Source organism: Gracilibacillus dipsosauri (assembly GCF_003176895.1).
In the GTDB taxonomy this organism is placed as follows: domain Bacteria; phylum Bacillota; class Bacilli; order Bacillales; family Amphibacillaceae; genus Gracilibacillus; species Gracilibacillus dipsosauri.
Window position 1 is genome coordinate 195,931 of record NZ_QGTD01000021.1, and the last position, 13,351, is coordinate 209,281.

Annotated in this window: 12 protein-coding genes and 1 riboswitch; all 12 genes read left to right on the forward strand. The window is 40.4% G+C overall.

Going from position 1 to position 13,351, the window contains the following annotated elements:
* Nucleotides 1-14: 14 nt before the first annotated feature.
* Nucleotides 15-113: riboswitch (purine riboswitch) on the forward strand.
* A 318-nt stretch (nt 114-431) separates the two neighbouring features.
* The 12 genes from purE to purD all read left to right on the forward strand — a co-directional run bounded on the left by purE (nt 432) and on the right by purD (nt 13,265).
* Entirely contained in the window at nt 432-923 is a 492-nt protein-coding gene (purE, locus tag DLJ74_RS20045) for a 5-(carboxyamino)imidazole ribonucleotide mutase (RefSeq protein WP_054788023.1), read from the forward strand.
* Nucleotides 910-2,040 carry a 5-(carboxyamino)imidazole ribonucleotide synthase gene (gene purK, locus DLJ74_RS20050; protein WP_109985813.1) on the forward strand — a complete coding sequence of 377 codons (1,131 nt, stop codon included), beginning with the start codon at nt 910-912 and terminating at the stop codon, nt 2,038-2,040. The genes purE and purK overlap by 14 nt, the downstream gene beginning before the upstream one ends.
* Nucleotides 2,041-2,051: 11 nt before the next feature.
* The gene (gene purB, locus DLJ74_RS20055) at nt 2,052-3,347 is read left to right on the forward strand and encodes an adenylosuccinate lyase (RefSeq protein WP_109985814.1); all 1,296 of its coding nucleotides are present in this window, start codon (nt 2,052-2,054) and stop codon (nt 3,345-3,347) included.
* A 13-nt stretch (nt 3,348-3,360) separates the two neighbouring features.
* The gene (gene purC, locus DLJ74_RS20060) at nt 3,361-4,074 is read left to right on the forward strand and encodes a phosphoribosylaminoimidazolesuccinocarboxamide synthase (RefSeq protein WP_109985815.1); all 714 of its coding nucleotides are present in this window, start codon (nt 3,361-3,363) and stop codon (nt 4,072-4,074) included.
* Complete coding sequence (gene purS, locus DLJ74_RS20065; protein ID WP_054788022.1) at nt 4,071-4,322, forward strand: phosphoribosylformylglycinamidine synthase subunit PurS; 252 nt, start codon at nt 4,071-4,073, stop codon at nt 4,320-4,322. The genes purC and purS overlap by 4 nt, the downstream gene beginning before the upstream one ends.
* Nucleotides 4,319-5,002, forward strand: a complete 684-nt coding sequence (purQ, locus tag DLJ74_RS20070; RefSeq protein ID WP_054788021.1) for a phosphoribosylformylglycinamidine synthase subunit PurQ — start codon at nt 4,319-4,321, stop codon at nt 5,000-5,002. Before purS ends, purQ begins: the two co-directional genes overlap by 4 nt.
* Entirely contained in the window at nt 4,986-7,214 is a 2,229-nt protein-coding gene (purL, locus tag DLJ74_RS20075; RefSeq protein WP_109985816.1) for a phosphoribosylformylglycinamidine synthase subunit PurL, read from the forward strand. Before purQ ends, purL begins: the two co-directional genes overlap by 17 nt.
* Nucleotides 7,190-8,602, forward strand: a complete 1,413-nt coding sequence (gene purF, locus DLJ74_RS20080; RefSeq protein ID WP_109985817.1) for an amidophosphoribosyltransferase — start codon at nt 7,190-7,192, stop codon at nt 8,600-8,602. The genes purL and purF overlap by 25 nt, the downstream gene beginning before the upstream one ends.
* 161 nt (nt 8,603-8,763) lie before the next feature.
* Nucleotides 8,764-9,792, forward strand: a complete 1,029-nt coding sequence (purM, locus tag DLJ74_RS20085) for a phosphoribosylformylglycinamidine cyclo-ligase (protein ID WP_109985818.1) — start codon at nt 8,764-8,766, stop codon at nt 9,790-9,792.
* Nucleotides 9,785-10,363, forward strand: a complete 579-nt coding sequence (purN, locus tag DLJ74_RS20090) for a phosphoribosylglycinamide formyltransferase (protein WP_054788019.1) — start codon at nt 9,785-9,787, stop codon at nt 10,361-10,363. Before purM ends, purN begins: the two co-directional genes overlap by 8 nt.
* Before the next feature lie 2 nt (nt 10,364-10,365).
* Nucleotides 10,366-11,901 (forward strand): bifunctional phosphoribosylaminoimidazolecarboxamide formyltransferase/IMP cyclohydrolase, encoded by a 1,536-nt coding sequence (gene purH / locus DLJ74_RS20095; protein WP_109985819.1) that lies wholly within the window; start codon nt 10,366-10,368, stop codon nt 11,899-11,901.
* A 110-nt stretch (nt 11,902-12,011) separates the two neighbouring features.
* The gene (gene purD / locus DLJ74_RS20100; protein ID WP_109985820.1) at nt 12,012-13,265 is read left to right on the forward strand and encodes a phosphoribosylamine--glycine ligase; all 1,254 of its coding nucleotides are present in this window, start codon (nt 12,012-12,014) and stop codon (nt 13,263-13,265) included.
* Nucleotides 13,266-13,351 lie beyond the last annotated feature (86 nt).

Consider the following 13,351-nt stretch of genomic DNA (forward strand, 5'->3'; position numbering starts at 1 on the left):
GAGTTAAAAAATCTTACAATTGAAAATGATGACCTCATATAATTTGGGAATATGGCCCAAGAGTTTCTACCCATCACCGTAAAAGATGGACTATGAGGGAAGATGTAAAAAAGCGTTAGGAGTTTGCTTTTACGGGGTGATCGATAAGGAACGAAATGTTCGGAAAAATGAATGAGCATCTAACCTGTAAAAGAAACGAGATTAAATGGCAAAAAAGTTACACTTCAGCCTATTCATCTTCTCTTATTACAGGAGGAGACCGAATAGGCTTTTTATTTTACGTTAGGAAAGTATTAAATTTCTACACAGTAGCTTTCGACGTAGTTGAAATTTTAAGGTGACAAGTATAAGCAAAACTAGGCATTCGCCAAAGGACGAGCGAATGCGAGATTTTTCTAATGTACTTAAATATAGAAGAAAGAGGGGAAAGTATGGCACAAGTAGGAGTTATAATGGGGAGCATCTCCGACTGGGAAACGATGAAGCATACATGTGAGGTATTAGATGAATTAGGTATTTCCTATGAAAAAGAAGTGATTTCTGCACACCGTACCCCAGAGGATATGTTTCAATATGCAGAAAATGCAAGAGACAAGGGCTTAAAAATAATCATTGCTGGTGCTGGTGGGGCAGCACATTTGCCAGGTATGGTTGCTGCCAAAACGACATTGCCTGTCATTGGTGTTCCTGTCCAAACCAAAAGCTTAAACGGTCTTGATTCATTATTATCCATTGTACAAATGCCAGGTGGTGTTCCGGTTGCCACAGTTGCCATTGGTAAGGCTGGTGCTAAGAATGCAGGGATATTAGCTACACAAATGATTGGGGCATTTGATCAACAAGTGGCAGCTACATTAGCAAATTATCAAGTACAGATGCGCGAGAAGGTAGCAGAAATGAGGGAAGAACTTGCAGAACAATAGATTATTATTTGGACGAACGATCGGTATTATCGGTGGAGGACAACTTGGCAGAATGATGACTACCGTCGCAAAGCATATGGGTTACCATGTGATTGTACTAGATCCAACTCCTAATTGCCCAACTGCACAAGTTTCAGGTGGACAAATTGTCGCAGCATATGACGATATGAATGCCATAAAGGAGCTTGCTGAGAAATGTGACGTTGTTACCTATGAATTTGAAAATGTCGATTTAACAGCAGCAGAGTTTTTAGAAGCAAAGGGGATTTTGCCACAGGGTGCCAATTCTCTAAAGGTGACTCAGGATCGTGAATTAGAGAAAAAGGCAATGGTAGACAGCAACCAGCCTGTTGCTGAATTTGCAATCGTACAAACAGTACAACAATTAGAGAAGGCAGTCGAAAAGCTTGGCTATCCTTCTGTAGTAAAAACCTGTCGCGGAGGCTATGACGGAAAGGGACAAGTCAAATTAACCAATGAACGGGATATAAAGGAAGCATCGGAAATGCTGTCTGCAACAGATCGATTGATCGTAGAAAAATGGGTGCCATTTGATAAAGAAATCTCTATCGTTTTTACAAGGTCACAAGCAGGGGATATCAGTTATTTCCCAGTTGCAGAGAACATTCATCGCGATCATATATTACATGCAACGATCGCACCAGCTCGAGTAGCAGGTCATATTGCTGAAAAAGCTAAAAAGGCAGCAAAGGCCATTGCGGAAACAATCGGTGTTGTGGGAACTTTTGCTATCGAAATGTTCGTGGTAGGGGATGAGATATTGATTAATGAACTGGCCCCTCGGCCACACAACTCAGGACATTATACGATCGAGACATGTAATGTATCACAGTTTGAACAGCATATTCGAGCAATCTGTGGACTACCACTAATCCCGGTTTATGCACATGGTGGAGCAGTGATGTTTAATTTACTAGGTAAGGATATAGAACCTTTTTTCCGTAAAATGGACGAATTAACTCCAGCACACGTGCACATGTACGGTAAAGAAGAAAATAAACCATTAAGAAAAATGGGACATGCAACATTTATTGGGGACAATGCTTTAACCATATATAATGATTTAGTAGAAAAAAAGTTAATTGAATCGAATTAGGAGGAAGTCAGATGATTGAACGTTACACACGTGAGGAAATGGCTAAGATTTGGACTGATGAAAATCGTTTTAAGGCATGGCTAGAGGTAGAAATATTAGCATGTGAGGCATGGAGTGAGCTCGGATTTATCCCAAAGGAGGACGTCCAAAAAATTAGAGAAAATGCATCATTTGATGTCGAACGAATTTTTGAAATTGAGCAGGATACGCGTCATGATGTCGTTGCCTTTACTCGTGCTGTATCGGAAACATTAGGAGAAGAGCGTAAGTGGGTCCATTATGGACTAACTTCAACAGATGTTGTCGATACAGCCTTATCTTATATGCTAAAACAAGCGAATCAAATTATTCGCCGGGATATTGTTCGCTTTATTGATATCTTAAAGGAAAAAGCAATCGAGCATAAACACACCGTCATGATGGGACGTACGCATGGTGTGCACGCAGAGCCGACAACCTTTGGTTTGAAAATGGCACTATGGTATGAAGAAATGAAGCGAAACCTCGAACGATTTGATGCTGCAGCAAAGGTTATGGAAACTGGAAAGCTTTCTGGAGCAGTGGGAACATATGCAAACATTGATCCATTTGTTGAAAAATATGTGTGTGAAAACTTAGGGCTTTCTCCTGCACCTGTATCAACACAAACGTTACAGCGTGATCGACACGCACAATACATGTCCACAATCGCTTTGATTGCCACATCCATTGAAAAATTCGCTACAGAAATTCGTGGATTACAAAAAACAGAAACACGTGAAGTGGAGGAGTTTTTTGCGAAGGGTCAAAAAGGTTCATCTGCTATGCCACATAAACGGAATCCGATCGGTTCGGAGAATATGACGGGAATGGCCCGTGTCATTCGTGGTTATATGATGACAAGCTATGAAAATGTATCATTATGGCATGAACGTGATATTTCTCACTCATCTGCAGAGCGTGTCATCCTTCCAGATGCTACGATTGCACTCAATTATATGCTCAATCGATTTAGTAATATTGTGAAGAACCTAACCGTATTTCCAGAAAATATGAAGCGCAATATCGACCGAACCTATGGCGTTATTTTCTCACAACGTGTGCTGCTTTCCTTGATTGATCAAGGAATGAGCCGTGAAGAGGCTTATGATATGGTTCAACCAAATGCCATGAAAGCATGGGAAACAGCTACTCCTTTCCGTGAGTTGATTGAGAAGGAGGAACGAATTACGAGCACATTGACAAAGGAGCAATTAGACGATTGCTTCGATTATACGTATCATTTGAAAAATGTTGATCAAATTTTCAAAAAAATCGGCTTAGCATAAGGAGTGAGTAAGAATGAAGGACAAGCTGTTATATGAAGGAAAAGCAAAGCAAGTTTTTACAGTAAAGGATAGCGATGAATTACTCGTCCTATCCTATAAAAATGATGCAACTGCCTTTAATGGAGAGAAAAAGGCAAACTTTGAAGGCAAAGGTCGCTACAATAATCTAATCTCTGCTAAAGTGTTCGAATATCTCCGGAAAAATGGCGTGAACAGCCATTTTAAAGAAGCATTAAATGAAACAGAACAATTAGTAGAGAAAACAACAATTATTCCCCTAGAGGTAGTAGTGCGCAATGTAGCAGCGGGAAGTATTGTTCGCCGACTTGGAATAGAGGAGAAATCGACCTTTCATCCACCACTTGTTGAATTTTATTATAAAAAAGACGAGCTAGGCGATCCGTTTATTAGTGATAGCCACGCCTTACTTCTAACAGATGCTACAGAGGATGAGTTAGCTCAAATTAAACAAATGGTACTTCGTGTCAATGAAAAATTGCAAGCTTTTTTCAAAGAAATCCATCTACAGCTTGTTGACTTCAAATTAGAGTTTGGTCGCAATCAAACTGGTGAAATTATACTCTCGGATGAAGTAAGTCCTGACACGTGCCGTTTATGGGATGTAAGAACAGGAGAAAAAATGGACAAGGATGTTTTCAGAGAGGACCTAGGTGATCTCATATCTGTCTATGATCAAATATTAACTAGACTGGAGGCAATACAATGAAATTAGTAAAGGTGCATATTACATTAAAAGAGGGTGTCTTAGATCCTCAAGGTAAAGCGGTACAAGGATCTTTAAATACATTAGGCTATGAAAATATCGAAGAGGTACGTGTGGGGAAATATTTAGAGCTAACCGTTGCTGATGACGCCAATATTGAACACCAAATTGAAGAAATGTGCAGCAAGCTATTAGCCAATCCAGTTATTGAGAATTATAAATACACAGTGGAGGAGGGTGTTACACAGTGAAGTTTGCTGTTGTAGTGTTCCCGGGTTCCAACTGTGATCGAGATATGTACTATGCAGCCAAGGATGCACTTGGAGAAGAAGCCGAATTAGTTTGGTACCAAGAGGCCAAGCTTGATGGTTATGATGCCATTTTGATTCCTGGTGGCTTCTCTTATGGGGATTATTTACGATGTGGCGCCATTGCTTCGACGTCAGATATTGTCACACAGTTAAAAACACAAGCAGAAATTGGTGTACCCATCCTAGGAGTGTGTAATGGATTCCAAATTTTATTAGAATCAGGTTTATTACCAGGTGCCATGTTACGTAATAAGAATTTGAAATTCATGTGTCATTTTGAGAATTTAGTCGTAGAAAATAATCAGACCATTTTCACAAGTGAGTATAAGCAAGGAGAAGTCATCTCTGTACCAATCGCTCACAATGAAGGAAACTATTATTGTGATGAAGCAACGCTTGCTAGATTAAAAGAAAATAATCAAATTGTGTTTACTTATCAAACTAATCCAAATGGTTCTGTAGCCGATATTGCAGGAATCACAAATGAGAAAGGGAATGTACTTGGCATGATGCCACACCCGGAGCGTGCAGTGGAAGCATTATTAAACAGTGCTGATGGGTTGAAACTATTCCAATCAATGTTAGCGAACTGGAGGGAAAATTATGTTGCAGGCGCCTGAAATCACCCCAGAATTGGTAGAAAAAGATAAAGTCTACTGTGAAATGGGTTTAACAGATAAAGAATACGACATGATTAAAGAAATTATGGGTCGTCGCCCGAATTTTACGGAGATTGGAATTTTCTCTGTTATGTGGTCAGAGCATTGTAGCTATAAAACCTCAAAGCCTTTATTGAAGAAATTCCCTACAGAAGGTAAGCAGGTAGTTCAAGGACCTGGGGAAGGTGCAGGTGTTGTCGATATTGGAAATGGACAGGGTGTCGTGTTTAAGGTAGAAAGTCATAATCACCCATCAGCAGTGGAGCCATATCAAGGAGCTGCAACTGGTGTAGGTGGTATAATTCGTGATGTCTTCTCAATGGGAGCCCGTCCGATTGCTTCTCTGAATTCCTTACGTTTTGGTAATTTAAATACAGGTCGAGTGAAATATCTATTCGAAGAAGTGGTACATGGAATTGCTGGTTATGGAAATTGTGTTGGGGTTCCAACTGTCGGTGGAGAGGTACAATTTGATGACAGTTATGAAGGGAATCCTCTAGTAAATGCTATGTGTGTCGGATTAATTGATACAAAGGATATTCAAAAAGGAATTGCCGCAGGTCTTGGTAATACCATTATGTATGTTGGGTCTAAAACAGGCCGTGACGGTATTCATGGGGCTACCTTTGCTTCTGAGGATCTGTCAGAAGACTCTGAAAGCAAACGCTCCAACGTACAGGTCGGGGACCCATTCATGGAAAAATTATTAATTGAAGCATGTTTGGAAGTCATTCATTCAGATGCTTTAGTTGGTATTCAGGATATGGGGGCAGCAGGGTTAACATCGTCTGCTAGTGAAATGGCAAGTAAGGCTGGAATGGGAATGGAAATGAATCTAGACTTAATCCCACAGCGTGAAGAAAATATGACAGCATATGAAATGATGCTCTCTGAATCTCAAGAGCGTATGCTCTTATGTGTGAAAAAAGGACAAGAGCAGGAGATCGTCGATATTTTCAGAAAATACGGACTAGAAGCGGTAGCGGTTGGAACGGTAACAGATGATAAAAAATTCCGTCTATTGCACAAAGGTGAAGTGGTTGCAGATATCCCTGTTGATAGTCTAGCAGAGGATGCACCGATTTTTTATAAAGAGTCTAAGGTACCCGCTTTTTATGAAGAAAATCAAAGCATGCCTTCATATAAACCGGTCATAGACGATTATGCTGCAATGCTTCGAAAGCTATTGCAACAGCCAACCATTGCAAGTAAAGAATATGTTTATGACCAATATGATTCCATGGTACAAGCAAATACGGTATTCTCTCCTGGGTCTGATGCTGCCGTTATTCGAGTACGTGGCTATGACAAAGCACTAGCGATGACCATTGACTGTAATTCTCGTTATATTCATTTAGACCCAGAGGTTGGTGGACAAATTGCTGTGGCCGAGGCGGCACGAAATATCGTTTGTTCTGGTGCAAAGCCGTTAGCGATCACGGATGGTTTGAATTTCGGAAATCCAGATAAACCAGAAAACTTTTGGCAAATGGAAAAAAGTGTAGATGGAATGAGTACAGCTTGCTCAAAGCTCAATACACCAGTTATTAGTGGAAATGTATCCTTATATAATGAATCAAACGGTCAAGCGATCTTTCCGACACCAATTGTTGGAATGGTAGGTTTACATGAATCACTTTCTCATATTACTCCATCCCATTTCCAAAATGATGGTGATCTAATTTATGTGATAGGGGAAGCATCAGCAGAATTCGGTGGAAGTGAACTGCAGAATATACTCGAGGGGAAATACTTCGGCAAAGCACCTACCATTGATTTAGATATAGAGACACAACGTCAATCCCAATTACTAGAAGCCATTCGTGCAGGTTTAGTCGTGTCTGCACATGATTTAGCAGAAGGTGGACTCGCTGTAGCTGTTACGGAAAGTCTATTTACTAAAAAAGGGTTTGGTGCAACAATCATGGTTGAGGGCGATTTAACTGCAGGATTATTTAGTGAAACTCAATCTCGTTTCTTAGTATCTGTGAACAAAGAAAATCGTGAAGCTTTTGAGAAAGCAGTGGCAGATGCGAAATGGATTGGAGCGGTATCTCGTAATGGGAAATTAGTAATAACTAATAATGGAGAAGAGATAATGCAGGAAGATGTGGAAGAATTACAACAATTGTGGAAAGGAGCTATCCCGTGCTTGCTGAAATCAAAGGCTTAAATGAGGAATGTGGAGTATTTGCTGTCTGGGGACATGAAAAAGCAGCAGAAATGACGTATTACGGTCTTCATGCTCTACAGCATCGTGGACAAGAAGGGGCTGGAATTGTCACAACTGATGGGAAGAAGCTCCATGTTCACAAAGGCGTTGGGCTTGTGAATGACGTTTTTTCAGAGGACAAGTTTTCCTCATTAAAAGGACATGCTGCCATTGGCCATGTACGTTATGCAACACAAGGTGGTGGAGGCTTTGAAAATGTTCAGCCACTTGTGTTCCGTTCTCAAAAAAATAGTATGGCTTTGGCTCATAATGGCAATTTGGTAAATGCCCATGCTTTGAAGAGTCAGCTCGAAGCACAAGGAAGCATTCTACAGACTACTTCTGATACGGAGGTTATTGCCCATTTAATTAAGCGGAGTGGAAATGTACCTTTAGAAGAAGCGATTGGTTCTGCGCTTAGTATGATAAAAGGAGCCTATGCTTTTTCGATTCTAACTGAGGAGCAAATGTTTATCGGTTTGGACCCACGAGGATTGCGTCCTTTATCCATTGGTCGTTTAGGTGATGCGTATGTCGTCGCATCAGAAACGTGCGCCTTTGATTTAATTGGTGCAACATATGAACGCGAAGTAAAGCCTGGTGAATTAATTGTTATCGATGCAGAAGGTTTTCGTTCGTCCCAATTCACCTCACCATTACAGCGAACATTATGTTCAATGGAATATGTCTATTTTTCAAGACCAGACAGTGACTTAAATGAATTAAATGTGCATGCAAGCAGAAAAACAATGGGAAAACAGCTTGCATTAGAAGCGCCGATAGAAGCAGATGTGGTGACAGGTGTACCTGATTCCAGTATTTCCGCAGCAATTGGTTTCTCTGAAGCAGCAAGTATTCCATATGAACTCGGCCTTATTAAGAACCGCTATGTTGGTCGTACCTTTATTCAACCATCTCAAGAGCTACGCGAACAAGGTGTGAAAATGAAGCTATCTGCCGTTCGTGGTATTGTTGAAGGTAAGCGTGTAGTGATGGTCGATGACTCGATTGTACGTGGAACAACCAGTCGTAGAATTGTGCGGTTATTGAAGGAAGCTGGTGCGACAGAGGTCCATGTTCGAATTGCTTCACCGCCAATTCAAAATCCTTGTTATTATGGGATTGATACTTCGACAAAAGGGGAATTAATCGCATCTCATAACTCTATCGAAGAAATCCGTGAAATCATCGGTGCAGATAGCCTTGCATTTTTATCAACAGAAGGATTAGAAGCATCGATCGTTGCTGACCGTGATATAAAGGATCATGGTGTGTGCCAAGCATGTTTTACCGGAAATTATCCAACAGAGATATATCCTGACACGGTTATACCAGCTTATAAAGACTGAAGTGGCGGAAAACTGCTCATAAGTGGCGGGAATAAACAGAAAAGTGGCTGGAAACTACCCAAGAGTGGCGAAAAAAATTAAAAAAACGGCGGGTAAATGTATAAAAGTGGCGGGTTTCTTATAACTATTCATTTGCCCTCTAATATTAAAGGAGTATGACGATGAGTGATGTTTATAAAGACGCTGGAGTCGATGTCCACGCTGGTTATAAGGCTGTCGATTTAATGAAAAAACATATCGCTAAAACCAATCGTCCTGAAGTAATTGGAGGAGTTGGTGCGTTTGCTGGATTATTTGATCTGAGTAATTTTTCATATGAGGAACCAGTTCTAGTTTCTGGAACGGACGGTGTTGGTACAAAGCTGAAACTAGCATTTGCCCTAGATCAACATGATACAGTTGGAGTGGATCTTGTCGCGATGTGTGTGAACGATATTGTTGCACAAGGCGCAGACCCGTTATTTTTCCTTGATTACATTGCTTGTGGAAAAAATGAGCCAGAAAAAATAGAGCAAATCGTCAAAGGAATAGTCAATGGCTGTGTACAGAGCAATGCAGCACTTATTGGTGGAGAAACTGCTGAAATGCCTGGAATGTATGATGAAGGGGAATATGATTTAGCAGGCTTTGTCGTTGGAATGGCGGACAAAAAAAGAATTATTACAGGTGAGGATATTCAAGCTGGAGATAAAATCATTGGTATTCCATCATCAGGCGTCCACTCTAACGGTTTTTCATTAGTTCGAAAAATAATAGATGAGAATGGCTTACATTTGAATGAAACAATTGAAGAGCTAGGATCTACTCTTGGTGAAGCTTTATTAACTCCAACCAAAATTTATGTCAAAGCCATACAACAGCTTAAGTTAGACTTAACGATTAAAGGAATTAGCCATATAACAGGTGGCGGATTCTATGAAAATATTCCACGTGCACTTCCTAAGAATTTAGGTGTGAAGCTAGAAGAATGTAGCTGGGAAGTACCAGCCATTTTTTCTTATTTACAAAAACAAGCCGATTTATCATTAACCGAAATGTATGGTGTATTTAATATGGGAATTGGTATGGCGATCATCGTAGAGGATCACGAAGCACATATGGCACTTCAGTTATTGGAAGACATCGGAGAAAAAGCTTATATTATCGGTGAGGTGACGAATGAATCTGGGGTGAGTTTTACAAATGAGTAAAGCAAAGTTAGCTGTTTTTGCATCAGGCACTGGAAGCAATTATGATGCTATCATCGAAGCAACTCAAAATGGTAAACTAGATGCAGAGGTTGTATTACTCGTCTGTGATAAACCGAATGCAAAGGTGTTAGACAAAGCAAGAGTAAACCAAACACCATTGTTTGTATTTGATCCAAAGCAATATGCAAGTAAGGAAATGTTTGAAGCAAAGATAGTCGAAGTATTGCAGGAAAAAGAAATTGATTGGATCATCTTAGCGGGATACATGCGTTTGATCGGTAACACCTTATTAGCACCATTTGAAGGTAAAATCATTAATATTCATCCATCATTGCTTCCAGCCTTTCCAGGACTTGATGCGGTTGGACAAGCATTTACGGCTGGTGTGAAGGTATCCGGTGTGACGATCCATTATGTTGATTCAGGAATGGATACTGGAAAAATCATCGCCCAAGATGCTGTTCATATCAAAGAAGGAATGACACAAGAGGATCTGCAGCAAGCCATTCAAAGAGTAGAACACAAGCTCTACCCAGAAACGATACAACAACTGATTTTGAAAGGGGAATAATGTTGAAAAAACGTGCATTGTTAAGTGTATCTGATAAAAGTAACTTAATTCCATTTGCAGAGGGCTTAGACAAATTAGGCTATGAATTAATCTCAACAGGTGGAACGTTAAAGGCATTAAAGGAGGCTGGTCTTCCAGCATTACCGGTTTCTGCCGTAACCAATTTCGAGGAAATTCTCGATGGACGTGTTAAAACACTCCATCCGTACATCCACGCAGGGCTTCTGGCTCGAAGAGATGAAGACTCCCATGTAAAGCAGCTAGAAGAACGTGATATTGCTCCAATTGATGTCGTAGTAGTGAATCTCTATCCGTTCAAAGAAACGATTGCTAAGCCAGATGTAACAGAAGAAGATGCGATCGAAAACATCGATATTGGTGGACCAACAATGCTTCGTGCAGCATCCAAAAACTTTCGTGATGTAACAGTGGTTGTTGACCCAGACGATTACCATGCTGTCTTAGAACAGCTTGGCAATAATGGTGGTACGGTAGAGTTTCGTAAAACATTAGCAGCAAAAGTTTTCCGTCATACGGCCAATTATGATGCGATGATTGCTCATTATTTTGTGGATATTACTGGTGAGGAGGATCCCGAAACCTTCACCCAAACATTTGAAAAAGTGCAAACCCTTCGCTATGGAGAAAATCCTCATCAGAAGGCTGCCTTTTACAAAACAGGGAATGTTAAAGGCGCATCCCTTGCGAATGCGAAACAATTACATGGAAAAGAGCTTTCTTATAATAATATCCAGGATGCCAATGCAGCTTTAGAAATTGTGCTAGATTTCGATGAGCAACCAGCAGCCGTTGCGGTCAAACATATGAACCCTTGTGGTGTTGGAATTGGTTCTAGCATTGAATCAGCATTCCAAAAGGCCTATGATGCGGATCCAGTTTCTATTTTTGGTGGCATTGTAGCATTGAATCGTGAAGTGGATGAGGCAACGGCCAATCTATTAAAGAATATTTTCTTAGAAATCGTCATCGCTCCAAGCTTTTCAGAGAAAGCATTTGAAATTTTAACCGTAAAGCCGAACATTCGTTTATTAGAAACACCAATGGAAGTGAATAGAGATGATTCGAAAAAAGTGGTAAGTGTCATTGGTGGATTACTCGTACAGGATCGTGATAATGGACTTGTGATTGCTGATGATTTAGAAGTAGTGACAGATCGAAAACCAGATGCAGAGGAAATCGATGATCTACTATTTGCATGGAATGTTGTGAAGCACGTGAAATCCAATGCGATTGTAGTAGCAAAAGATAATCAAACAGTTGGCGTAGGGGCAGGACAGATGAATCGGGTTGGTGCTGCAGCCATTGCATTTGAACAAGCTGGTGACAAAGCTAAAGGTGCTGTGCTTGCTTCAGACGCATTTTTCCCGATGCCGGATACGGTTGAAAATGCAGCAAAAGCAGGAATTAAAGCAATCATCCAGCCAGGTGGTTCCAAACGTGACCAGGATTCTATCGATGAATGTAATAAACACGGAATTGCGATGGTATTTACTAAGATGCGTCACTTTAAGCATTAAGAAACAAGGATTCCCAAGTACTTGGGAATCCTTTCATATAGGAAGCATCATAAAAAGGAATTTAAGTTTTTTAACAAAGCCTATGCATATAAATTATAGGGAGTGATTGGATGAAGGTACTTGTAATTGGCAGTGGTGGAAGAGAACATATCATTGTAAAAAAGTTAAAAGAGAGTGAACGGGTAACGGAAATTTTTGCTGCACCAGGAAATGGTGGTATTGCAGAGGATGCCACCTGTGTCCCAATTAAAGATGATGCGATTCAGGAATTAGCCGCATTTGCAGAAGAAAACCAAATCGACTGGACAATTGTTGGGCCAGAAATTCCTCTTACTCTTGGTGTTGTCGATGCCTTTCGCGCAAAGAATTTGAAGATATTCGGTCCAACAAAGGCTGCTGCAATCATTGAAGGAAGTAAGGATTTTGCCAAAGCATTTATGCAACAATACGATATTCCTACAGCAAAATATCAAACGTTTACGGATATAGAGAAAGCAAAAGCATACATAAAACAAGAAGGTGCACCTATTGTGATTAAAGCAGATGGACTTGCAGCAGGAAAAGGTGTCGTAGTCGCAATGGAAGAGCAAGAGGCATTTGATGCTGTAGAAAGCATGCTTGTAGGTAATCGCTTTGGTGAAGCTGGTAGTCGAGTTGTCATCGAGGAATTCTTGGATGGTAAGGAATTCTCTTTGTTCGCATTTGTGGATGGTGAGAATGTTTATCCAATGATTCCTGCGCGTGACCACAAGCGAGCTTATGATTATGACAAAGGACCGAATACTGGTGGAATGGGAGCATACTCACCAGTACCAGATCTAGATCCAAAGCATGTTGAATTTACTGTAGACAAAATCTTGAAACCAGCTGCAAAAGGAATGAAGCAAGAAGGTAGAACCTATACAGGCGTACTATATGGTGGATTAATTGAAACAAAAGAAGGTCCGAAGGTTATTGAATTCAATGCACGCTTCGGTGATCCAGAGACTCAAGTTGTTTTACCATTACTAGAGAATGATCTTATCCAAATTATCGAAGACGTTACCGCAGGAAAAGATCCAAAGCTCCAATGGAAGGATGCTTATGCGATTGGAACGGTGGTAGCCTCTAAAGGGTATCCAGGAGCCTATGAAAAAAATGTGACACTCCCAGATTTAAAAAATGACAACAAAGTTTATGTCATCCATGCTGGTACAGAACGCTCAGAAGATGGTAATTTTCATTCAACAGGAGGTCGTGTTCTCCTAGTAGCTTCTATACAAGATACTCCTGAAAAAGCACAACAGCAAATCTATCAATATCTCGAAAAATTCGATCAAACAGATGCATTCTTTTATCGCAAGGATATTGGATTTATAAAATAATAACTAGTCCAAAAAACCGCAAAGATATCTTTGTGGTTTTTTTATGCGTGCTGCAAAGCTAATGACAAGCCACTATGAGTATGAGC

Coding starts and splice junctions, on each gene's coding strand:
- purE (WP_054788023.1), top strand. CDS start 432: ATGGCACAAGTAGGAGTTATAATGGGGAGCATCTCCGACTGGGAAACG.
- purB (WP_109985814.1), top strand. CDS start 2,052: ATGATTGAACGTTACACACGTGAGGAAATGGCTAAGATTTGGACTGAT.
- purC (WP_109985815.1), top strand. CDS start 3,361: ATGAAGGACAAGCTGTTATATGAAGGAAAAGCAAAGCAAGTTTTTACA.
- purS (WP_054788022.1), top strand. CDS start 4,071: ATGAAATTAGTAAAGGTGCATATTACATTAAAAGAGGGTGTCTTAGAT.
- purL (WP_109985816.1), top strand. CDS start 4,986: ATGTTGCAGGCGCCTGAAATCACCCCAGAATTGGTAGAAAAAGATAAA.
- purM (WP_109985818.1), top strand. CDS start 8,764: ATGAGTGATGTTTATAAAGACGCTGGAGTCGATGTCCACGCTGGTTAT.
- purN (WP_054788019.1), top strand. CDS start 9,785: ATGAGTAAAGCAAAGTTAGCTGTTTTTGCATCAGGCACTGGAAGCAAT.
- purD (WP_109985820.1), top strand. CDS start 12,012: ATGAAGGTACTTGTAATTGGCAGTGGTGGAAGAGAACATATCATTGTA.